This window comes from Tsuneonella sp. HG094 (assembly GCF_053819285.1).
In genome coordinates this window covers 194,517-214,317 of the sequence record NZ_JBSORA010000001.1, presented here as the reverse complement: position 1 = coordinate 214,317, position 19,801 = coordinate 194,517, and the positions used below count along the sequence as shown (strand labels likewise).

Annotated in this window: 22 protein-coding genes; 10 read left to right on the top strand and 12 right to left on the bottom strand. The window is 68.2% G+C overall.

The window, feature by feature from the left end:
• Nucleotides 1–97: 97 nt before the first annotated feature.
• From ACWPMX_RS01085 to ACWPMX_RS01075, 3 genes are read right to left on the bottom strand one after another with little or no spacing between them, the layout of a single operon-like run.
• Entirely contained in the window at nucleotides 98–514 is a 417-nt protein-coding gene (locus tag ACWPMX_RS01085) for a secondary thiamine-phosphate synthase enzyme YjbQ (protein WP_455698204.1), read from the bottom strand.
• Nucleotides 515–520: 6 nt separating this feature from the next.
• Complete coding sequence (locus tag ACWPMX_RS01080; RefSeq protein WP_455698203.1) at nucleotides 521–1,411, bottom strand: HpcH/HpaI aldolase/citrate lyase family protein; 891 nt, start codon at nucleotides 1,409–1,411, stop codon at nucleotides 521–523.
• The gene (locus tag ACWPMX_RS01075) at nucleotides 1,408–1,860 is read right to left on the bottom strand and encodes a MaoC family dehydratase (protein WP_455698202.1); all 453 of its coding nucleotides are present in this window, start codon (nucleotides 1,858–1,860) and stop codon (nucleotides 1,408–1,410) included. The genes ACWPMX_RS01080 and ACWPMX_RS01075 overlap by 4 nt, the downstream gene beginning before the upstream one ends.
• 97 nt (nucleotides 1,861–1,957) lie before the next feature.
• On the opposite strand from ACWPMX_RS01075, the gene ACWPMX_RS01070 reads away from it, so the two are divergent.
• Entirely contained in the window at nucleotides 1,958–2,836 is an 879-nt protein-coding gene (locus ACWPMX_RS01070; RefSeq protein ID WP_455698201.1) for a transglutaminase-like domain-containing protein, read from the top strand.
• 8 nt (nucleotides 2,837–2,844) lie between these two features.
• Nucleotides 2,845–3,492 carry a L,D-transpeptidase family protein gene (locus tag ACWPMX_RS01065; protein ID WP_455698200.1) on the top strand — a complete coding sequence of 216 codons (648 nt, stop codon included), beginning with the start codon at nucleotides 2,845–2,847 and terminating at the stop codon, nucleotides 3,490–3,492.
• A 2-nt stretch (nucleotides 3,493–3,494) separates the two neighbouring features.
• Here the strand turns inward: ACWPMX_RS01065 and tilS are convergent, their stop codons facing one another.
• From tilS to ACWPMX_RS01040, 5 genes are all read right to left on the bottom strand, one after another.
• A complete protein-coding gene (tilS, locus tag ACWPMX_RS01060; protein ID WP_455698199.1) occupies nucleotides 3,495–4,397 on the bottom strand; it encodes a tRNA lysidine(34) synthetase TilS in 903 nt (300 codons plus the stop codon).
• A gap of 94 nt (nucleotides 4,398–4,491) precedes the next feature.
• Nucleotides 4,492–5,472: a tetratricopeptide repeat protein gene (locus tag ACWPMX_RS01055; protein ID WP_455698198.1), complete on the bottom strand. Its 981-nt coding sequence runs from the start codon at nucleotides 5,470–5,472 to the stop codon at nucleotides 4,492–4,494.
• 144 nt (nucleotides 5,473–5,616) lie between these two features.
• Nucleotides 5,617–6,474, bottom strand: coding sequence for a helix-turn-helix domain-containing protein (locus ACWPMX_RS01050; protein ID WP_455698197.1), 858 nt, complete (start codon nucleotides 6,472–6,474; stop codon nucleotides 5,617–5,619).
• A gap of 126 nt (nucleotides 6,475–6,600) precedes the next feature.
• Nucleotides 6,601–8,868, bottom strand: a complete 2,268-nt coding sequence (ptsP, locus tag ACWPMX_RS01045; protein ID WP_455698196.1) for a phosphoenolpyruvate--protein phosphotransferase — start codon at nucleotides 8,866–8,868, stop codon at nucleotides 6,601–6,603.
• 202 nt (nucleotides 8,869–9,070) lie between these two features.
• Nucleotides 9,071–9,229 carry a YdcH family protein gene (locus ACWPMX_RS01040; RefSeq protein ID WP_455698195.1) on the bottom strand — a complete coding sequence of 53 codons (159 nt, stop codon included), beginning with the start codon at nucleotides 9,227–9,229 and terminating at the stop codon, nucleotides 9,071–9,073.
• Nucleotides 9,230–9,426: 197 nt separating this feature from the next.
• On the opposite strand from ACWPMX_RS01040, the gene ACWPMX_RS01035 reads away from it, so the two are divergent.
• Both ACWPMX_RS01035 and ACWPMX_RS01030 read left to right on the top strand, forming a co-directional pair.
• Nucleotides 9,427–9,624, top strand: a complete 198-nt coding sequence (locus tag ACWPMX_RS01035) for a YdcH family protein (RefSeq protein ID WP_455698194.1) — start codon at nucleotides 9,427–9,429, stop codon at nucleotides 9,622–9,624.
• 234 nt (nucleotides 9,625–9,858) lie between these two features.
• Entirely contained in the window at nucleotides 9,859–10,314 is a 456-nt protein-coding gene (locus ACWPMX_RS01030; RefSeq protein ID WP_455698193.1) for a DUF1465 family protein, read from the top strand.
• On the opposite strand, the gene glpK is transcribed toward ACWPMX_RS01030, so the two are convergent.
• Nucleotides 10,311–11,771 carry a glycerol kinase GlpK gene (gene glpK / locus ACWPMX_RS01025; RefSeq protein ID WP_455698192.1) on the bottom strand — a complete coding sequence of 487 codons (1,461 nt, stop codon included), beginning with the start codon at nucleotides 11,769–11,771 and terminating at the stop codon, nucleotides 10,311–10,313. The genes ACWPMX_RS01030 and glpK overlap by 4 nt on opposite strands.
• 54 nt (nucleotides 11,772–11,825) lie before the next feature.
• Between glpK and ACWPMX_RS01020 the strand changes: the two genes are divergently transcribed.
• The 5 genes from ACWPMX_RS01020 to nadA all read left to right on the top strand — a co-directional run bounded on the left by ACWPMX_RS01020 (nucleotide 11,826) and on the right by nadA (nucleotide 16,735).
• On the top strand, nucleotides 11,826–12,698 hold the full coding sequence (locus ACWPMX_RS01020) for an MBL fold metallo-hydrolase (RefSeq protein WP_455698191.1): 873 nt from the start codon (nucleotides 11,826–11,828) through the stop codon (nucleotides 12,696–12,698).
• Nucleotides 12,683–13,366: a DUF4230 domain-containing protein gene (locus ACWPMX_RS01015; protein ID WP_455698190.1), complete on the top strand. Its 684-nt coding sequence runs from the start codon at nucleotides 12,683–12,685 to the stop codon at nucleotides 13,364–13,366. Before ACWPMX_RS01020 ends, ACWPMX_RS01015 begins: the two co-directional genes overlap by 16 nt.
• 94 nt (nucleotides 13,367–13,460) lie before the next feature.
• On the top strand, nucleotides 13,461–14,243 hold the full coding sequence (locus ACWPMX_RS01010; RefSeq protein ID WP_455698189.1) for a hypothetical protein: 783 nt from the start codon (nucleotides 13,461–13,463) through the stop codon (nucleotides 14,241–14,243).
• Nucleotides 14,244–14,267: 24 nt separating this feature from the next.
• Complete coding sequence (locus tag ACWPMX_RS01005; protein ID WP_455698188.1) at nucleotides 14,268–15,575, top strand: MFS transporter; 1,308 nt, start codon at nucleotides 14,268–14,270, stop codon at nucleotides 15,573–15,575.
• Between the two features lie 170 nt (nucleotides 15,576–15,745).
• Complete coding sequence (gene nadA / locus ACWPMX_RS01000; RefSeq protein WP_455698187.1) at nucleotides 15,746–16,735, top strand: quinolinate synthase NadA; 990 nt, start codon at nucleotides 15,746–15,748, stop codon at nucleotides 16,733–16,735.
• On the opposite strand, the gene ACWPMX_RS00995 is transcribed toward nadA, so the two are convergent.
• On the bottom strand, nucleotides 16,732–17,622 hold the full coding sequence (locus tag ACWPMX_RS00995) for a DMT family transporter (RefSeq protein ID WP_455698186.1): 891 nt from the start codon (nucleotides 17,620–17,622) through the stop codon (nucleotides 16,732–16,734). The genes nadA and ACWPMX_RS00995 overlap by 4 nt on opposite strands.
• 55 nt (nucleotides 17,623–17,677) lie before the next feature.
• Between ACWPMX_RS00995 and ACWPMX_RS00990 the strand changes: the two genes are divergently transcribed.
• Nucleotides 17,678–18,787, top strand: a complete 1,110-nt coding sequence (locus ACWPMX_RS00990; protein ID WP_455698185.1) for an alkene reductase — start codon at nucleotides 17,678–17,680, stop codon at nucleotides 18,785–18,787.
• A 3-nt stretch (nucleotides 18,788–18,790) separates the two neighbouring features.
• Here the strand turns inward: ACWPMX_RS00990 and ACWPMX_RS00985 are convergent, their stop codons facing one another.
• Together ACWPMX_RS00985 and lipB are read right to left on the bottom strand one after the other, a co-directional pair.
• Nucleotides 18,791–19,111: a hypothetical protein gene (locus tag ACWPMX_RS00985; protein WP_455698184.1), complete on the bottom strand. Its 321-nt coding sequence runs from the start codon at nucleotides 19,109–19,111 to the stop codon at nucleotides 18,791–18,793.
• Nucleotides 19,111–19,776 carry a lipoyl(octanoyl) transferase LipB gene (lipB, locus tag ACWPMX_RS00980; protein WP_455698183.1) on the bottom strand — a complete coding sequence of 222 codons (666 nt, stop codon included), beginning with the start codon at nucleotides 19,774–19,776 and terminating at the stop codon, nucleotides 19,111–19,113. Before lipB ends, ACWPMX_RS00985 begins: the two co-directional genes overlap by 1 nt.
• Nucleotides 19,777–19,801: the final 25 nt, after the last annotated feature.

Genomic DNA, 19,801 nt, shown 5'->3' with positions numbered 1-19,801 from the left:
TGCTCCCGCGGAAATGTCCGGGCGATTACGATTACCGGCCTAGCAATGCTGCGCCTGCGAAACCAGCGCGAGCATACTTATTCATGCATTCGCCCGGTCATTCTCCCATCGCGGTGACGATCAACTCGCGCCGATGGCTGCGCGCCCGGTGCTCGGCGAGGAAGATGCCCTGCCATGTGCCGAGCAGCAGGCGGCCACCCCCGAAGGGGATCGTCAGCGCGCTGCCGGTCAGCATCGCCTTGATGTGCGCGGGCATGTCGTCCGGGCCCTCGTCGTCGTGCTCGTACTGCGTGCCCTCGGGCGCGAGCCGGTCGAGCCAGCGCAGGAGGTCGCGCTGGACCGCCGGGCTGGCGTTCTCGCTGATCAGCAGGCCCGCGCTGGTATGGCGACAGAACAGCGTCAGCGTGCCTTTGACGAGGCGCGATTCGGCGAGCCACAGCGCGACTTTCGAGGTGACATCGGTCAACCCGGCGCCCGCGGTGTCGATCCGGAAGGCGCCCTGTTCGACCCGCATCGGCCCCTAGACCTCCCCGGCGAGACCCAGCGTCCGCCGCGCCGCCTTGAGGTGCGGCATGTCGAGCATCTTGCCGTCGAGACCGACGACCCCCGCGCCCGGCTCGGCATCGAACGCGGCGACCACGCGGCGGGCGAAGGCGATCTCGTCCTCGCGCGGAGTGAAGCCTTCGTTGATCGGTCCGACCTGCGCCGGGTGAATCGCCAGACGGCCCGAAAACCCTTCCGAGCGCGCCTGACGGCTGCTGGCGAGCAGGCCCGCCTCATCCTTGAAATCCGCGTGCAGCGTCTCGATCGCCGGCACCCCGGCAGCATGGGCCGCCATCAGCGTGAGCGAGCGCACGAGGCGGAAGGTATACAGAAATTCGCCGTCGGGGCCGCGATTGCCGGTCGCGCCGAGCGCCGCAGCAAGGTCCTCCGCCCCCCAGGTGATCCCGCGCAGCCGGGTGAGGCCCGCGGTGGCATAGTCGCCCAGCTTGAAGGGCGCGATCGCGGTCTCGCTCGCGACGGGGATGATGCCGATCGATTCCGGCGGTACGCCGTGGGCGAGTTCCATGTGGTCGAGCAAGCTCGACAGCTTGGCGCAGTCCTCCGGTCCGTCGGGCTTGGGCAGCATGATCCCGGCGGGCCTGACGGGGACGACCGCGGCAAGATCGGTCTCGGCTAGGCCGCTATCGAGCGGATTGATCCGCACCCACAGCTCCGGCGTGCCCGGCGCCGCACGATCGAACGCATGGAGGAAATCGGCCACCTTGTCGCGGGCGGCCGCCTTTCCCGCGGGCGCGACCGAATCCTCGAGGTCGAGGATCACCGCGTCGGCGCCCGATGCGGCGACCTTGGCGAGCTTCTTGTCGCTGTCTCCGGGAATGAACAGGAGCGATCGCAGGGTGCGGGTCATGCCGGTTTCCTCCGCTGGAGGCCGCTGCGCTTGCAGGTCGCGACGAGCGTGCCGTCCTGGTTGTAGGCGCGGTGGGCGAAGGTGACGATGCCCGCCTCGGGCCGCGACCTGCTCTCGCGCAGGTCCAGCACCTCGGTTTCTATCCGCAGCGTATCGCCGATGAAGACTGGCGCGGGAAACCGCACCTCGTCCCAGCCGAGGTTCGCGACCGCCGTGCCGAGCGTGGTATCGCCGACCGAGACCCCCACCATCAGCGACAGCGTGAAGCACGAATTGACGAGGATGCGGCCGTAGTCGCTGTCCTTCATGTATTCGGCGTCGAGGTGCAGCGCAGCCGGATTGTGGCTCAACGTCGTGAACAGCAGGTTGTCGGTCTCGGTCACCGTCCGGCGGATCGGATGATCGAACGTCAGCCCCACGGAAAGTTCATCGAACCACAGGCCCGGCATATGCATCTCCTTATTGGAACGGCGCCTAGCGCGGCCCAATTCAAAAAGACAGGACTCGCGTGAAACCGGCGGGTCTGCCAAGCGTTCGCCCCGCACCATGGCCATAGTCATTTCCACCCGCTTCGATTTTGCGCTCGACCAGCCGACCGACCTGATCCTCCAGTTCGAGGCGGCCGACATTCCCGAACAGAGAATTCTCTCCAGCCGCACCCAGATGACCTGTGGCGCGGACTGCGCGCGCGTGCCCGCACAGGACGGGATCGGCGAGCGCGTACTGGTCCACGCCGACGGCAAGTTCGAGGTCGCATTCGACGCGGTGGTCGAGGTCGATCGGTTGACGCCCAATCTCGCGCCCCTCGCCCAGCTCGCCCCGCACGACCTGCCGGGCGAGACGCTCGAGTACCTGCTCGATTCGCGGTACTGCCCGGCCGACCGGTTGCAGTCGTTTGCCGAGGACGAGTTCGGCGGCACGAGCGGCGGCGCTCGCGTTATCGCCATCCGCGACTGGATCGCGGCGCATTTCACCTACGAGCCAGGAAGCAGCACCTCGACCACCACCGCGCTCGATACGTTCGTCGAGCGGCGGGGCATCTGCCGCGATTACGCACATGTGCTGATCACGCTCGCCCGCGCCTCGACCATTCCGGCGCGCTACGTCTCGTGCTTTGCGCCGGGTGTCACCCCGCCCGATTTCCACGCGGTCGCCGAGGTGTTTCTCGCCGACGAGACTACGCCGGGCGGCGGCGCGTGGTACCTCGTCGATGCGACCGGCATGGCCGAGCCCGACGAGACGGTGAAGATCGGGGTCGGACGCGACGCAGCGGACGTCAGCTTCCTCACCAGCTTCGGCCCGTCGCACTTCGGCGACAAGACCGTGACGGTCACGCGCGAGGATCGTTACCTTTCGGACGGGCAGCGTCCCGCCGAGGGACGCGGCGAGGCGGCCTCTGGAACCGCGGAGCCCGCCGGCGCATAACGCCGGTTATGGATTCGGTAACCAAGTGGATCGTCGCCGCTCTCGCGGCAATCGCATTCGGCCTCGCCGCGGCTTTCGCCACCACGAGCGTGCTCGCCGCCTCGATGGACAAGGCCCTGCGCGCAGAACCGATCCCGGTCGATCCGGCCGCCCTCTCCGCCAAGCCCGAAAAGGCCGTGGCCAAGGCCGATGACGCCTTCACCATCAAGCGCATCCTGCCGATCAACGGACCGATCAAGTACGGCGAGTGGCACTGGGACGACGCGAACGTGCCCGACGGCCCCATCGTGATCACCGTCGACCTCGACGCGCGCGTGCTCTCGGTGTTCAAGGGCGGTTACGAGATCGGCGCCGCCGCGGTCCTGCTCGGCACCGACGAGTACCCGACCCCGCTCGGCACCTTTCCGATTCTGGCCAAGCAGCGCCACAACGTGTCGGAGAAGTACGACAATGCACCGATGCCGTGGAGCATGTTCCTGACCGACGACGGCGTGGCGATCCACGGAGGCAGCCAGGTCGAGAACGGCTACGCCAGCCACGGCTGCATCGCCGGACCCGACCAGTTCGTCGAAAAGATCTTCGCCGCCACCAGGCCCGGCGACAAGGTGATCATCACCCGCGGCGCAACGATGGGTCTCGGCGACTCGATCGTCTGATCTCAGCCCGACCGGCGCGGCGGTTCTCGCTCGAACCGCCAAGCGTCGTGCTTGGTATTGGCATCGGCCTGGTGCCAATTGCGCCGGACCATGACCCCGCCCAGCGTCCCGTGTCCGTCGCGACGCACCTGCTCGATCAGCTTCGCCACCGCCGAGCGAGTGACCTCGGCACCGAATTCGGCAAGGATGTCGGCCACGACCTCGAGCTCGACCAGGCGCGGCCAGCCCCATTGGTACCAGACCGTATCACCTTCGCGCGTAACCTTGAGCGCGCGGACATAGGCGATCTGGTCGGTGACCACTTCTTCGGCATCCTGCAGGAATTCCGCGCTGCGGGCGATCGCCAGCGGATCGAGATCGGGCAGCGAGGCGAGCACCTTGCGGATGCGCGCGCGGTCGAAGCGGTCGTCGTCGTTCGACGGGTCCGTCACGGGTTCGAGCCCCGCCTTCGCGACGATTTCGCCGAGTTCCGCGCGGCGCCAGTGGAGCAACGGGCGCACGACGAAGTATTCGCCCAGCGGGTCCTCGTTTACGATCACCCGCCGCGCGCGCACTCCGGCCAGGCCCGCGAGCCCGCTGCCGCGCGTTAGCCGCATGAGCACGGTCTCGGCCTGGTCGTCGGCGTGGTGCGCGGTCGCGAAGGTATCGATCCCGCGCTTGCCGAACACGCTGCACAGCGCCGCGTAGCGGGCATCGCGGGCGCGGTCCTGCAGGTTGCCCGGTTCCAGCTCCACCCGCACCGTTTCGTGGTCGATGCCGAGATCGCGGCAGACCCGCGCCACCATCGCCGCTTCCGCCACGCTCCCGGCGCGCAGGCCGTGGTCGACGGTGGCGGCAGCGACCCGCCCCGGCAGGGCGGCATGGGCGAGCAGCAGCAGCGCAAGGCTGTCAGGGCCGCCCGACACGGCGACGCCGATCCGGTCGCTATCGTCCCAATCCAGACAGACCCGCGCGAGATCGGCGCGGAACCGGTCGATCAGCCCGGGATCGAGCGCCGTATCAATTGCACTTCACCTTCGCCCGGCTGGCGTCGTACTGGCTCTTGAGCCGTCCCGAGGCGACCGCGGGATAGGTTTCGGCGAATTCGGCGAGCGCGATGCAGGCGCGCTTGGTGTCCTTCATGGCGATCATCGTCTCACCCAGGAACAGCAGGCTGTCGGGCGCGCGGGCACCCTGCTTGTCGGACTGGTAGTTCTTGAGGAACCACGGCGCGGCTTCCTTGGCCTTGCCGTCATCGAGATAGGCGCGGCCTAGCAGATTGCGCCCGTAGCTGATCTGGCGATGGTTCGGATACTTCTCGACGTAGAGCGAGAGCTGCTGCTGCGCCTCGGGATAGAACTTGGCGTCCCACAGGCGGAAGCCGTAGCTGTACTCGTCGTCCGCCGCATCGTCGGTCTGCGGCTTGGCGATCGCCTGCACCGCGGCGAGGCGCTGCGCGGTCGGGCCGCTCGGTCGGGTCGCCGCCGGGGTCGGCGTAGCCGCGGCCGGACGCGTGGCGGCGGGCGTCGGGGTCGGCGTCACGGTCGCCGGGCGCGTCGGCGTGAGCGTCGTGACGCCCGGTGTCGTGACGGCTGGCGTCGTCGTCGCGGCGGAGGTCGCCGCAGCGCCGCTCGTCACCTCGAGCGCGCCGAGCCGCGTGCCGAGCTGGCGGATCGCATTGGAGTTCTCTTCGGTCTGCGAGGTCAGCCGGGCGATCTGCGATTCCATCGCGTCGAGCCGGGCGAGGATGTCGGTCACCGCGGTGGTCGAAGGCGCGCTGGTGTTCGCCGGACCGGTCGGCTGCGCGGCGGTGATCTGCGGTTCGAAGTACTTGCCGCTGTCGCCCGGAAAGACCTTGCGCTGCAGCGCGCGGATTTCGGACTCAGCCTTTTTCAGCCGCGCGTCGGTCGCCGCGTCCTGTGCCTGCGCCGAAGCGAGCGAAGCGCCCATGGCCGCCAGCGCCAGCGAAGCGGCAAAAGCGCGCGTTATCGTGATCCCCATCAAACTATTCCCGTCACTCAGTCGTTATGATCCCGAGGTCCCTTTCACCCGCGGCCTGCGAACCGCCGATGAACGGATACGCGAGGGTTAACGCCGCGCGGTTCGCGATGTCGAGCGAGACGCGCGGCAAACATGGGGACAGCCTCAGGTCCCGGCAGTGGCGCCCGGCGCGGGCGATGCGGCCGACGTAGAAGCCGCCGTCGGCGCAGTGCGGGCGAGCAGCGCGCTCGCGGTCACCGGCACGTCGCGCATGACCGTCTCGGCCTCGGCGAGCTTGGGCACTGCCTTGCCGCCGATGGTGATCGACAGTGCATCGGGGCGGCCGGTCCAGACCTGCGGCCCGCTGGCGTCGGCGGGCACGGTGTAGGCCTCGCCCTTGGCCATCTGCTTCTGCATGAGCTGGGCGCCCGTGCTGTCGTAGAACTTCACCCAGACGCCGTCCTCGAGCGCCGTGAACACCACGTCCCCGCCCTGCGGTGCGGCGGCAACGGCGGCCGCCGCGCCCGTCGGCGCCGCCTGCGCCTGCGCGGCTTCGGAGGCGAGCCGCTCTTCCTCGAGCAGCGACCCCGGGCCGGCGCCCGGCGCGATCACGCGGGTATAGAACATGAACCCGCCGACCAGCAGGATCACCACCGCCACCAGGCTAGCGAGCGCGAGCCCGCGCGAGGGGATGCGCGCCGGATCGCCCGGCTCGAAGGTGGCGGCGCGGCCGCGGTCGCCCGGCTCGCTCGCGGCGAGCTCGGCGCGCACGTCCTCGACCGTCTCGCGCGGGTCGAGGTCGACCGCCTTGGCATAGGTACGCGCGAAGCCGGTGGCATAAGTGCGCGCAGGCAGCGCGTTCCAATTGCCGGCCTCCATGAATTCGAGATGCCGCTGCGGAATGCGCGTCTCCGCAGCGAGCTGCGCGAGCGTCATCCCGGCCTTCTCGCGCGCCATGCGCAACCTGTCGCCGACGCCATGCAGCGGCAGCTGTCCGTCAAGCGAACCCGTTATCTCGTTCATGCGGTGTCCCGAAGAATTCCAACCGCCCCCGGCGGCCCATCAACCGGTCTGGCGGAGACGTGTCAACCTTTCCGACACAATTTACTCAGTGACCGAGCGACGAAGCGCGCCCCTTGCACGATGAAATCAGTCGGTTTCGATGCCGCGCTGTTCGGCCCAGGCCTGCAGCTCCACGCGCAGGCTCGGCGGCGGAGCGGCGAGCCACCCGCTCATCGCCGCGGTGATCTCGGCCAGATCGACCTTGCGCACGAGTTCCTTGATCGGCCCGACCGCGACCGGGGTGATCGACAGGCGCCGGAACCCGATGCCCATCAGCGCGAGTGCTTCCAGCCGGCGCCCGCCCATCTCGCCGCAGATGCCGAGGTCGACGCCCGACCCGGCGATTGCCAGCGACACCCGGCGCAGGAACCGCAGGATCGCCGGACTCAGCCAGTCGTAGCGCTCGGCGAGCTTGGGATTGGCGCGATCGGCGGCGAACAGGAACTGGGTCAGGTCATTGGTGCCGACCGAGATGAACGACACTTTCGGCAACAAGAGATCGAGCGTTTCGGCGAGTGCGGGGACTTCGAGCATCGCACCGAAACGGATCGAATCGGGCAGCAGCTTCTTCTGCTGCTTGAGGAAGGCGAGCTGGTGGTCGAACACCTCCTTCGCGGCGTCGAACTCCCACGGCTCCGACACCATCGGGAACATGACGTTGAGCGTCTTGCCGGCCGACGCCTCGAGCAGGGCACGCGCCTGCGCCTTCATCAATCCTTCGCGCTCGAGACCCAATCGCAAGGCGCGCCAGCCCATCGCCGGGTTCTCGTCCGCTTCGGCCTCGGCGCTGTCGAGATAGGGCACCGCCTTGTCGCCGCCGATATCGACCGTGCGGAAGATCACCGGCTTGTCGCCCGCCGCCTCGAGCACGTCCTTGTAAAGCCGGGTCTGCCGCTCGCGCTGCGGCAGGGTGGCCGAGACGAGGAACTGGAACTCGGTGCGGAACAGCCCGATGCCGTCGGCGCCGACGAGGTTCATCGCCGCCACGTCGTCGCGCAGGCCCGCGTTGACCATCACCTGGATGCGCGTGCCGCAGCGGGTGAACGGCTCGACATCGCGGAGCTCGGCATAGGCCGCCTGGCGCTGCTTGCTCTGGGCGAAGCGCTCGGCGAACAGGTCCTGCGTCTGCTGGTTCGGGCGAATGTGCGCGACCGCCTTGTCGGCATCGAGCAGGATCTCGTCCCCTTCGCGCACCACGCCGCGCAGGCCCCGTACGCGGCCGAGCACGGGCACGCCCATCGCCCGCGCGACGATGACGACGTGCGAGGTGAGCGAGCCTTCCTCCAGCAGCACACCCTTTAGTCGCCGCCGGTCGTATTCGAGCAGCTCCGCCGGGCCGAGGTTGCGCGCGATCAGGATCGTGTCGCGCTTCAGCCCCTGCGTCGCCGCGGTGCCGAGCTGGCCCGAGACGATCCGCAGCAGCCGGTTCGACAGGTCTTCCAGGTCGTGCATCCGGTCGGCGAGCAGCGGATCGTCGATCTCGCGCATCCGCATCCGGGTGCGCTGCTGGACGCGTTCGATCGCGGCTTCGGCGGTCAGTCCGGAATCGATCGCCTCGTTGATGCGGCGGCGCCAGCCTTCGTCGAAAGCGAACATCTTGTAGGTCTGGAGGACCTCGTCGTGCTCGCCGCCGACCCCGAATTCGGCCTGGTTGGCCATCGTATCGATCTGGTCGCGCATCTTGTCGAATGCGCGATAGACCCGCTGGCGCTCGGCCTCGGTATCCTCGGCGACGACCTGGTCGATGTGGACGCGCGGCTGGTGGAACACCGCGCTGCCCCCGGCGATCCCCTTGACCAGCGTGAGCCCGTCGACGAGCTGCGGGCCCGACAGCGCCTCGCCGAGCGGGCCGGTTTCCTCGTCGACGAGCCCGGCGCTCGCGATCAGTTCGCTGAGGACCATCGCGACGGTCTGCAGCGCCTCGATCTCGACGTCCTCGTACCGGCGCGGATCGGCGTGCTGGACGCACAGCGTGCCCACCGCGCGCTCGCGGTGGACGATCGGCACGCCCGCGAACGAGTGGAATTTCTCTTCGCCCGTTTCGGGGCGATAGGCGAAGTCGGGGTGGGCCGCCGCCTCGGCCAGGTTCAGCGTCTCGATATGTTCGGCGATGATCCCGTTGAGGCCTTCGCCCACCGCCAACCGGGTGACGTGGACCGCGCCCTGTTCCAGCCCGCGCGTGGCGAACAGTTCGAGCATCCCTTCGCGTAGGAGGTAGATCGAGCACACCTCGCTATCGAGGCTTTCGCCGATGATCTGGACGACCTGGTCGAGCTTGCCCTGCGGGTGCAGGCGCGAGGCCATCACCTCGTGCAGGCGGGTGAGGATTTGGCGGGCGGCGGCAACGGCGGACATCGGAGCCCTGCCTAGCCTATCGTCCGCCTCGATGGGAAGGGCAGCAGGCCGCCCGCGTCATAAAAACCAATGGCGCGCAGCAGCCGCGCATTTGCGCAGGCCGTCGCGCGCCATCCCTCCCATCACCAACCGGTGCCGGTCAGCACGGTGAACGCCGTGCGGGTACGTTCGCTTCTGGCCCGGCGGCAGCCGGGCGGGGGTATCAGATGTCGCTCAGCTCTTCCTTGATGCGGAGCTTGGCGACCTTGAGTTGCTTGATCATCACCGCGTCCGGCGCGGGCCGGTTCATCTCGTCCCGCAAGCGGGCTTCGAGCCCTGCGTGCTTGGTTTCCAGAGCGTTGGCGTGTGACGATGACAGCATCTGTGTCTCCTTTCAGGTTGCGACCCAATCAGGCGACTCGTGCCAGTGCGGGCACGGGCCGCGCATTCATCATTCAATCACAACGAAGATGACTTGCGAAGCCCTTACGATTGCCTAAGCGACCAAATGCCGGACGAAGCGCGACGAGGCGATTCCCGGCCCGCGTATCTGGATCGCGGAGGGGAGACGGGACGGGCGTGACCGAGCAGGAACTGAAGAAGCTGCTGGCCATGCTGCGCACCGAGCACCGTGACCTCGACGCCGCGATCGATGCGCTGTCGGCCGCCGGCTCGACCGACCAGCTCCAGATCGCCCGCCTCAAGAAGCGCAAGCTCCGCCTGCGCGACCAGATCGCGGTGGTCGAGGACCAGTTGATACCGGATATTATTGCGTGATTGTGTTTCGAAGGCGCCTCCGCGCCTTCGTCCTCGACGCTGATCCTTTCGCTTCGCTACAGGGCACCTGCGGGCGGCCGAAGCGAAGCGGAGGAAATCGCCGCGAGGACGACCCCGCGGAGGCGGGGTCGCAAACAAAAACCGTTCCATCGCGGGACGCCTCGAAATTGCCGCAGGATTGTTCGGTTAAGTCCTTTGCCGCGCGACTCGGCGAGGCGTAGCGAATCGTGCACCATGAGTAGCCCGACCGACATCAGCCAGCCGATCATCGAAACGCTGTACTGCGAAGCCCTCGTCCTGGCCGACGAGGTGCGCGCTGCGTTCGACCTGATGCCCGCCCGCGCGGGTGCCGAGGACATGATCCGTATCGCCCTGTCGGTCGAAGGCTTGCGCACGACCACCCGGATGATGCACGTGCTCGCCTGGCTGCTCAATCACCGCGCCTATTTCAGCGGCGAATTGAGCGAGTTCCAACTCCGCCGCCACGGCGTGCTGCCGCCCGATCGCCCGGCCGATCCCGAGCAGCTCCGCCTGCTTCAGCCCGAAACCTGCGCGCTGATCGCCGAGACCGAGGCGTTCCACGGACGCATCGCCCGTCTCGACGCCGCCTGGCGCGACCGGTTCGCCGTGAAGCCCGTCGCCGTTCTCGGCCTGCGCGAGCGGCTCGGCCGCGAATTCGGCGCGGGCTAAACCGCCTCGAGCGCGCGGGCCCAGCGGGCCAGCCGCTCCTTCCTGACACCTGAATCCATCGCCGGTACGAACCGCCGCACCGCGCCGCGCATCGATACGGCCGCGTCTTCCAGCGAGCCGAACAGGCCCACTCCGACCGCCGCGAGCATCCCTGCGCCGAGCGCGGTCGTCTCGACCATGTCGGGCCGCTCGACCGGCAGGCCGAGCACGTCGGCAAGGTCCTGCGCCATCCAGTCGTTCGCGCTCATCCCGCCGTCGATCCGCAGCATCGCCCACGGTGCGCCGTCGGCGGCGAACGCGGCGGCAAGGTCGTTGGTCTGGTGCGCCATCGCCTCGAGCGCAGCGCGCGCGACCTGCGCCTTCCCGGTGGCGAAGCTCAAACCGGTGATCAGTCCTCGCGCGGCGGCGTTCCAGTGCGGCGCGCCGAGGCCGGAGAGGGCCGGCACGATCGTCACCCCGCCGCTGTCGGGCACCGAACGGGCGAGTGCCTCGGTCTCCGCTGCACTCGTCAGGATGCCCATCGCATCGCGCAGCCATTGGACCAGGCTGCCCGCGACGAACACCGACCCCTCGAGCGCGTAGGTCCGCCGCCCGTCCGCCTGCATCAGCACGGTGCCGAGCAGGCGGTTCGCCGAATGCGGCACCGTCTCGCCCATGTTGGTGAGCACGAACGCGCCGGTGCCGTAGGTCGACTTGGTCTCGCCGCGCGCAAAGCAGGCCTGCCCGATGGTCGCCGCCTGCTGGTCGCCCGCGAGACCCGCGATCGGGATGCGCCCGCCGAGCAGCGTCGTTTCCGCCAGCGGTCCGTGGGTATCGACAACTTCGGGCAAGGCGCCGCGCGGCACGCCGAGGAGATCGCACAGCCCTTCGTCGAACCGCGAGCCGTCGAGCGCGAGCAGCATCGTCCGGCTGGCGTTCGAGGCATCGGTCAGGTGCCGGCCGCCCGACAGCTTCCACACCAGCCAGCTTTCCACCGTGCCCAGCGCGAGCCGCCCCGCCTCCGCGGCGGCGCGCACCTGGCCTTCGTTGTCGAGCAGCCAGCGCATCTTGGTGCCCGAGAAATAGGGATCGAGGACGAGGCCGGTGCGGCGCTGGACCTCGGTTTCGTGGCCCGCTTCGCGCAAGGCATCGCAGAAATCGGCGGTGCGCCGGTCCTGCCACACGATCGCGCGGGCAAGCGGCTCGCCGCTCTGGCGGTCCCACGCGACCACCGTCTCGCGCTGGTTGGTGATGCCGATGGCGGCGATGCCTCGGGTGCCGAGCTTCGCCACCACCTCCTGCGCGCAGGCAATTGTGTGCCGCCAGATCTCGCCGGCATCGTGCTCGACCCAGCCCGGCTGGGGGTAGTGCTGTGTCAGCGCGCGCTGCGCGACGCTGGCGACCTTGCCGCTCGCGTCGAAGGCGATTGCCCGGGTCGACGTGGTGCCCGCATCGAGCACGAGGATATGGTCGGACATCGCAATCTCCCTCGGCAGGTGACATGGGGCAGAGCGATGGCCATATGCAAGCGCATGGCAGGTCCACCCCCCCAGCCCTGGCCCACCGGCAAGGTCGAACAGCTCGAGCCGCTGGTCCGCCGCGTGCTCGCGCCGAACCCCTCGCCCTATACCTATACCGGGACGCAGACCTACCTCGTCGGCGCGGGTCCGCGGATCGCCGTGATCGACCCGGGCCCGGACGAGCCAGCACATCTCGATGCGCTGGTCGAAACGATCGGCGAGGCCGAGGTCGCCGCGATCATGTGCACCCACACCCACCGCGACCACTCGCCCGCCGCGCGGCCTCTCGCGACACGCACCGGCGCCCCCATCGTCGGCTGCGCGCCGCTGGTGCTCGACGACAGCGGCCCCCGGGCCGACGCCGCGTTCGACCGGACCTACGCGCCCGACCGCGTGCTCTTGCACGGCGAGGCGATGACCGGCCCGGACTGGACGCTGAGGGCGGTCCACACCCCGGGGCACACCTCGAACCACCTGTGCTTTGCGCTGGAGGAAAGCGGGGCGCTGTTCACCGGCGATCATGTGATGGGCTGGTCGACCAGCGTGGTCGTGCCGCCCGACGGCGACATGGGCGCCTACATGGCGAGCCTCGACCTGCTCTACGGCCGCGAGGACACGGTCTATTATCCAGCGCACGGGGCGCAGATCGACAACCCCCGCCAGCTCGTGCGCGGCATGATCGGCCACCGCCGTAGCCGAGAAAACCAGATCGTGCGCATCCTGACCGAAGGCCCGCGCACCGCCGCCGGATTCCTGCCCGCGATGTACAAGGGCCTCGACCCGCGATTGAACGGCGCAGCGGAAATGAGCGTGACCGCGCACCTGATCGATCTGGAACGCCGGGGCCTCGTCACCCGTTCGGGAGAGGTATGGAACGGCCCCTGACTACCGACCGCCCCGACGTCGATCTCCGCGAGCCGGTGGTGGACGAGCGCCCGCTCACCCGCGTGCAGGCAACCCCGTGGCTCCTGGTGATCTTCCTTCTCGCCGCAGTCGCGTGGCTCGGCTGGCGGGCGTTCTTTTACAACGAGGAAGGCGATCCGGTCGCGAGCGCGATGCTGGCGTTCGAGAAGCAGAATTCGCTGAATGTGTTTTCGAGCCGCTTTGAGGTGGTCGCCGAAAGCACCGACGCGCGCGGGGTCATGGGCCTCGACCTCCTCAAGAGCCGGCAGGCGACGATCATCCCCGCCGACGTGACCTATCGCCTCGACCTCGCCAGCATGGACCGCGACGCGTTTGCGTGGGACGCGGCCACGCAGACCCTCAGCGTGGTGCTGCCGCCCCTGCGGATTTCGCGCCCCAATCTCGACGAGGGACAGGCGCGGGTGTTCACCGAGGGCAACTGGGTCACCGCGACCGCCCAGCGCGATCTTTCGCGCAACAACTCGCTGCAGGCCGAGCGCAAGGCGGCGGTGTTCGCCAAGAACCCCGAGGTGCTCGCACTCGCCCGGCAAGCCGCCAAGGACGCGATCCGCCAGAACCTCGCCATCCCGCTGCAGGTCGCCGGATACGGCGAGGCGAAGGTGACCGTGCGGTTCGATGGCGAACGCTGAGCCCCCCTTTCGCCGCCCGGCAATCTATAATATCCAATAGCCGCGCACGGGCCAGAGCCCGGCGCGATCGGTCGCATCGAATGGAGGGATTTCGATGGCTACCCTGCACGCGGGCTCCGTCCCGCAGACAACCGAGATGGCCGAGCGCCGCTTTTTCCTGATCATGGCGGTCGTGATGGCGGTGGTGACGGTGGCCGGGTTCGGGCTGAACCTGGCGATGGGCCGGTCGACCTTCGCGGTCCCGGCAATGTATCATGTGCACGCGTTGATCTTCATGGGGTGGCTGGCGCTCTATGTCGCGCAGGCCGCGACGATCGCGACGGGCCGGCGCGCATTGCACATCCGCCTTGGCAAGGTGGGCTACATCTACATTCCGCTGATGGTCGCGGCCGGCATCGCGATCGTGGTCACCGTCGCGCGGCGCAACGGGGGACCGTTCTTCTTCGCGGTCAACGAGTTCCTCGTGAGCAACATCGCCTTTCTCCTGGCTTTCGGTTTCGTGGCGATCCACGCCCTGCGGCGGCAGCGCCACACCGGGTGGCACCGCAGGTTGCTCCTGTGCTCGATGTCGGTGCTCAGCGGCCCCGGACTCGGCCGCATCCTGCCGATGCCGCTGATGGTTCCCTATGCGTGGACGATCTCGTTCGCCGCGTCGCTGATCTTCATCGTGATCGGTATGATCGCCGACAAGCGCCGTCACGGACGCGTGCACCCCGCCTACTGGTGGGGAGCCGGAGTCTACGTCGGCGTCTTCGTGCTCTCGATGCTGCTGGCGTTCAGTCCCATCGGGTACGCCCTCACCGACGCGGTGGTGGCGGGAACGCCCGGCGCCGAGCGGCCGATGGAGGCATTTCTGCCGCCGGGATTCACGATGTAGGTTTTGATCGAGGGGGGAAGCGGGATGGAACCGGACGCCAGCATCGGTCGCCGCGCGATGAACAAGGCGCTGTGGCGGATCATCCCGCTGATCGCGCTCGCCTACCTCTGCGCCTACATGGACCGCGTGAACGTCAGCTTCGCGGCGACGCAGATGAACGTCGACCTCGGCTTTTCGGCGACGATCTATGGCCTCGGTGGCGGGCTGTTCTTCCTCGGCTATGCATTGTTCGAAATCCCGTCGAACCTGATGGCGGTCCGCTTCGGCCCGCGCCGCTGGATCGCGCGGATCATGATCACCTGGGGCCTGCTGTCGGCGGGGATGATGTTCATCCAGACGCCGATGCAGTTTTACGTCGTCCGCTTCCTGCTCGGCGTGGCGGAAGCGGGATTCTATCCCGGCGTGATCTACTATTTCGCGAGCTGGTTCCCGGTCTGCCACCGGGGCCGCGCGGTGAGCCGGTTCTACCTTGCGAGCCCGCTCGCCGCGATCGTCATGGGCGGCATTTCGGGCTGGCTTCTTTCGCTCGACGGGCGCGGCGGGCTCGAAGGCTGGCAGTGGCTGTTCCTGGTGCAGGGCCTGCCGAGCGTGGCCGTGGGCCTGATGGTCCTGTTCCTGCTGCCCGACAATCCGCGCAGCGTCGACTGGCTGACCGAACCCGAGCGCGACTGGATCGAGGGCGAACTCGCCCGCGAGCAGGCGCTGATCGGCGAACCCCCGAGCCACAACGTCCTTGCCGCATTCCGCAATCCGCGCGTTCTGTTGATGGGCGTGATCGGGGTGCTGATCATCGGCGCGGTGATCACCTTCAACCTGTCGGCCCCGATGATCCTAATGGAATCCGCAAGGCTCGACGTGACGACCGCGGGTTATCTGACCGCGGTGGGCGGCCTCCTCGGCGTGGTCGCGATCGTCTGGGCGGGCAATCACGCCGACCGTCATGGCGACCGCTGGATCAACGCCTTCTGGATGATCGTGGTGCTCGCGATCTCGTTCTTCGTGATGGCGCTCGCCCCGTCGCCGATGCTCGTGATCGCCGCGTTCCTCGCCTTCGCGACGGTGTGTTTCACGATTCCCATGCTGCAATCGTCGGGCTGGGCCGAGGTGATCCACGTGCGCGAACTGGCCGTGGGCGCGGCGGCGATCAACACGATGGCGCAGATCGGCGCCTTCGTGACCCCGTTCGCCTGGGGCGCGGCGAGGGACGCGACCGGCAGCTTCACCGCGGGGCTCTGCGCGATCGGCGTGATGACACTCGTGCAGGCGGCGCTCATCCTGGTACTCCGACGCCAGATCCGCGCGCGCCGGGCCGAGCGGCTCGCGATCGCCTGAGTTCGAAAGCGCTTTCCTACCGGCGTGTCTGCGTGCCATGCGCCGGCGCGATGCAATCGTGCTGCTTCCGCCCTATATCGCCTCTGCCGGAACCCGCTTCGGGACCGGCGACTTTCCTGCTTCAGGACTGTGTGAGAGGTGTGACATGCCCTCGGTAAACCGGAGTTGAGATGAGCCTAGAGACCAAGCTTCCGACCGGTCACGACCTGCTGGCCGAGATCGACCGCCTGCGGAAAGAGCGCAACGCGGTGATCCTGGCGCATTACTACCAGACGCCCGCGATCCAGGACATCGCGGACTTCGTGGGCGACAGCCTCGAACTCAGCCGCAAGGCGGCGGATACCGATGCCGACGTGATCGCTTTCTGCGGGGTCAAGTTCATGGCCGATACCGCCAAGATCCTCTCGCCCCAGAAGATCGTCGTGCTGCCCGACATGGATGCCGGGTGCAGCCTCGAGGATTCCTGCCCGCCCGAGAAGTTCAAGGCCTTCCGCGAGGCGCACCCCGATCACATCGCGCTGACCTACATCAACTGCTCAACCGAGGTTAAAGCGCTCAGCGACGTGATCGTCACCAGCTCGAGCGCCGAGACGATCCTGTCGCAGATCCCCAAGGACCAGAAGATCATCTTCGGCCCCGATCGCCATCTCGGCGGCTACCTCAGCCGCAAGTTCGGGCGCGAGATGCTGCTGTGGCCGGGGGTGTGCATCGTGCACGAGGCCTTCAGCGAGACTGAACTGCTCAAGCTCAAGGCGCAGCACCCCGGCGTGCCCGTCGCCGCGCATCCCGAATGCCCGCCGTCGATCATCGATCACGCCGACTACGTCGGCTCGACCAGCGGCATCCTCCAGTTCGCCAAGACGTTCGAAGGCGACACCCTGATCGTCGCGACCGAGCCGCACATCATGCACCAGATGGAGCTGGCGCTGCCCGAGAAGGCCTTCATCGGGGCACCCGGCGCCGACGGCAACTGCAGCTGCAACATCTGCCCCTACATGGCGCTCAATACGATGGAGAAACTCTACGTCGCGCTGCGCGACCTCGAGCCGCGCATCGAGATCGAGGAAGGCCTGCGCCTCGCCGCCAAGAAGAGCCTCGACCGGATGCTCGAGATGGCGAGCGGCACGGTGGGAAAGGGCGACCTCGGCGCGCGGGACTAGTTTCGCGCCTTTGCCAGCAAGAGCGCGGCACTGACCAGCGCCATGCCCACGATATCGATCGCCCCGAGCGTCTCGCCGAACGCCAGCCAGCCCACCGCCGCCGCGATCGCGGGCTGGGTCAGCAGCGCCATGCCGACGACCAGCGGCGAGAAGTGCTTCATCGAATAGACCAGCAAGCCCTGCCCCACGACCTGGCTCGAGATCGCGAGGCCGATGACCGGGACCCAGCCTGCCGCGCCCGGCATCACCGGCTCGCCCAGCGCCAGCGCGATGGCCAGCAGCGCAGGCGAGGCGGCGGCGCAGACCAGCGCCAGCACGGTCCACTGGCCCATGGTATCGCGTGCGCTCTGAGCGGGCACGAGGTAGAATACGTAGAACACGCCCGCGAGCAGGCACAGCAGGTCGCCCATCAGCGTGGTCGTCGATATTTCGAGGCTGCGGCCCATCAGGATCGCCGCTCCGCCGACCGCGGCGGCGAGCGCGATCCACTCGCGGCCCGCGGGTGCGCGGCGGATCGATACGAACGCCCATACCATCAGCAGCAGACTGCCCGCGTTCCCGAACAGCGTCGCGTTGCCGAGCCGCGTCTGTTCGATGCCGATGTGCCAGCTGGCAAGATCCGCCGCGAAGAACACCCCCGCGACCAGCAGCAGCAATACCGCGCGCCGCGTCAGCGTGTTGCCGTGCCGCTCGCGCCAGCCGAGCCACACGAACAGCGGCAAGGGCAGCAGCATCCGCCAGAACCCCGCCGCGACGGGGCCAGTATCGGTCAGCCGCACCAGCCACGGGCCGAGCGCCAGTGCCGCGTTGCCGCCCAGCAGCGCGGCCAAGTGCCACGCGCCGGCCTGATACCCAATCTTGTCCGGCGCGCCGGTTGCACTGTCCATTTGGCGCCCCTAGCTCGGTTGCGAAACGAAACCAGCAAGAAAAGGCTTGCCCCCTATGCATGAGGTTCTCTTCCAGCCGATCGAACTCGGCGCGATCCACACGAAGAACCGCATTCTGATGGCCCCCCTTACCCGCGGGCGCTCGAACTATCCCGAAGCCGATCCCAACGACCTGATGGTCGAATACTATCGCCAGCGCGCCACCGCCGGCCTGATCATCAGCGAGGCGACCGCGATCAGCGCGGAAGGGCGCGGATGGCCCAATGCCCCCGGAATCTGGACCGACACGCACGTGGCAGGATGGAAGAAGGTGACCGACGCGGTCCATGCCGAAGGCGGCGCAATCGTGCTGCAGCTCTGGCACATGGGCCGCACGGTCCATCCCGACATGCTTGGCGGACAACCGCCAGTGTCGGCGAGTGTCACCACCGCGCCCGACCACGCCCACACGCCCACCGGTCGGCAGGACTATCAGCCCGCCCGTGCGCTCGCGGTCGAGGAGATCGGACGCGTGATCGAGGATTATCGCAAGGCCGCCGAAAACGCGAAGGCTGCGGGTTTCGACGGGGTGCAGCTCCACGGCGCGAATGGCTATCTCGTCGACCAGTTCCTGCGCGATTCGACCAACCTGCGGACCGACGAATACGGCGGTAGCCCGGAGAACCGCACGCGCTTCCTGCGCGAAGTGCTGACCACGCTGGTCGATGTCTGGGGCGCGGGCCGCGTCTCGGTCCGCCTCAGCCCCAACGGCGAGTCGCAGGGCTGCGACGACAGCGACCCGGCGGCCACCTTCGGCGCGGCGGCCCGGGTGTGCGAGGACCTCGGTCTCGGCTTCGTCGAATTGCGCCAGCCCGGTCCCGAGGGCACCTTCGGGCGGACCGACGTGCCGCAGCAGGACGGCATGATCCGCAGCATCTACACCGGGCCACTGGTACTCAACAGCGACTACTCGGCTGCCGAAGCGGAGCGCGATATTGCGAGCGGGCGCTGCGACGCGGTGGCGTTCGGCCGGCCGTTCATCTCGAATCCGGACCTGCCCGCGCGCATCGCCGCCGGCGCCGAATTCGCCCCCAACGTAAACGTGCCGCAAAGCTGGTACTTCCCGGGCGAGGCCGGTTACACCGACTACCCGACGATGGCCGAAGAGCGGGTCGCTGCGGAGTAGCGCCTAACCTTCGTCGCTTTCCTCGACCGCGTCGGCATCCGGCGCGGCCGCGGGTTCTTCGGGCGCGTCGGCGGCTTCGCTTGCCGAGCCGGTCGCGCCCGCCGAAGGCCGCGCGCCCGGTGCTGCCGAATTGCTTTCGCCCGCTTCCCGCAGCGGCGGGCTTTGCGAAGTCACCGTGTCGAGCGGCAGCATGTCGTCGGTGATCGACCCGCCAAGCACTTCGCCCGCGGCGGTCCCGCGTTCCTCGCCGCCCTTGCCTCCTTCATCGCCGCACCCAGCGAGCAGCAGGACGAGCGGAAGAGTGATCGAGGCAAGGGTCTTCATCAGGTATTCTCGCAAGACTTCAATCCGCCGAGGAACGCACCGGCGCGGGCGAGCAATGCCGCATCGAAGGCCTCGGGCGCAAGCGGCTTCCCCAGCCGTTCCATGCTGGTGACGCCGAATTCGGCGATCCCGCACGGCACGATGCCACCGAAGTGCGCCATGTCGGGCGACAGGTTCACCGAGAAGCCATGCATCGTCACCCAGCGCCGCACCCGCACCCCGATCGCGCCGATCTTCGCCTCGCTGCCGTCGATGTCGCGCGTCCAGATGCCGATGCGGCCCGGTGCCCGCCAGCTCTCGACCCCGAGATCGCCGAGCGTGTCGATCACCCAGCCCTCGATCGAATGGACGAAGTTGCGCACGTCCTTGCCGCGCTTCGACAGGTCGATGAGGACGTAGCCGATTCGCTGGCCCGGCCCGTGATAGGTATAGCGTCCGCCCCGCCCGGCCTCGACCACCTCGAACCGCGGATCGAGCAGTTCGCCCTCTGCGGCGCTGGTTCCCGCGGTGTAGACCGGCGGATGCTCGAGCAGCCACACGAGCTCGCGCGCCTCGCCCGCGGCGATCGCGCGGTTGCGCGCTTCCATCTCTGCCAGCGCTTCGCGGTAGGGTATGAGTCCGGGCGAAACGCGCAATTCGATTTCGGGCGGCAGCGTTGTGGACATCGCCGATTGCGTGGGGCCACTCGGC

Bases quoted from the DNA above. Each gene is read 5' to 3' on its own strand.
- ACWPMX_RS00985 (WP_455698184.1), bottom strand. From the start codon at position 19,111: ATGAAGACCCTTGCCTCGATCACTCTTCCGCTCGTCCTGCTGCTCGCT.
- ACWPMX_RS01015 (WP_455698190.1), top strand. From the start codon at position 12,683: ATGGAACGGCCCCTGACTACCGACCGCCCCGACGTCGATCTCCGCGAG.
- ACWPMX_RS01050 (WP_455698197.1), bottom strand. From the start codon at position 6,474: ATGAACGAGATAACGGGTTCGCTTGACGGACAGCTGCCGCTGCATGGC.
- ACWPMX_RS01010 (WP_455698189.1), top strand. From the start codon at position 13,461: ATGGCTACCCTGCACGCGGGCTCCGTCCCGCAGACAACCGAGATGGCC.
- ACWPMX_RS01020 (WP_455698191.1), top strand. From the start codon at position 11,826: ATGGCAGGTCCACCCCCCCAGCCCTGGCCCACCGGCAAGGTCGAACAG.
- ACWPMX_RS01005 (WP_455698188.1), top strand. From the start codon at position 14,268: ATGGAACCGGACGCCAGCATCGGTCGCCGCGCGATGAACAAGGCGCTG.
- lipB (WP_455698183.1), bottom strand. From the start codon at position 19,776: ATGTCCACAACGCTGCCGCCCGAAATCGAATTGCGCGTTTCGCCCGGA.
- ACWPMX_RS01055 (WP_455698198.1), bottom strand. From the start codon at position 5,472: ATGGGGATCACGATAACGCGCGCTTTTGCCGCTTCGCTGGCGCTGGCG.
- ptsP (WP_455698196.1), bottom strand. From the start codon at position 8,868: ATGTCCGCCGTTGCCGCCGCCCGCCAAATCCTCACCCGCCTGCACGAG.
- ACWPMX_RS00990 (WP_455698185.1), top strand. From the start codon at position 17,678: ATGCATGAGGTTCTCTTCCAGCCGATCGAACTCGGCGCGATCCACACG.
- ACWPMX_RS01080 (WP_455698203.1), bottom strand. From the start codon at position 1,411: ATGACCCGCACCCTGCGATCGCTCCTGTTCATTCCCGGAGACAGCGAC.
- ACWPMX_RS01070 (WP_455698201.1), top strand. From the start codon at position 1,958: ATGGCCATAGTCATTTCCACCCGCTTCGATTTTGCGCTCGACCAGCCG.
- ACWPMX_RS01030 (WP_455698193.1), top strand. From the start codon at position 9,859: ATGAGTAGCCCGACCGACATCAGCCAGCCGATCATCGAAACGCTGTAC.
- glpK (WP_455698192.1), bottom strand. From the start codon at position 11,771: ATGTCCGACCATATCCTCGTGCTCGATGCGGGCACCACGTCGACCCGG.
- ACWPMX_RS00995 (WP_455698186.1), bottom strand. From the start codon at position 17,622: ATGGACAGTGCAACCGGCGCGCCGGACAAGATTGGGTATCAGGCCGGC.
- ACWPMX_RS01065 (WP_455698200.1), top strand. From the start codon at position 2,845: ATGGATTCGGTAACCAAGTGGATCGTCGCCGCTCTCGCGGCAATCGCA.
- ACWPMX_RS01075 (WP_455698202.1), bottom strand. From the start codon at position 1,860: ATGCCGGGCCTGTGGTTCGATGAACTTTCCGTGGGGCTGACGTTCGAT.
- ACWPMX_RS01040 (WP_455698195.1), bottom strand. From the start codon at position 9,229: ATGCTGTCATCGTCACACGCCAACGCTCTGGAAACCAAGCACGCAGGG.
- ACWPMX_RS01085 (WP_455698204.1), bottom strand. From the start codon at position 514: ATGCGGGTCGAACAGGGCGCCTTCCGGATCGACACCGCGGGCGCCGGG.
- nadA (WP_455698187.1), top strand. From the start codon at position 15,746: ATGAGCCTAGAGACCAAGCTTCCGACCGGTCACGACCTGCTGGCCGAG.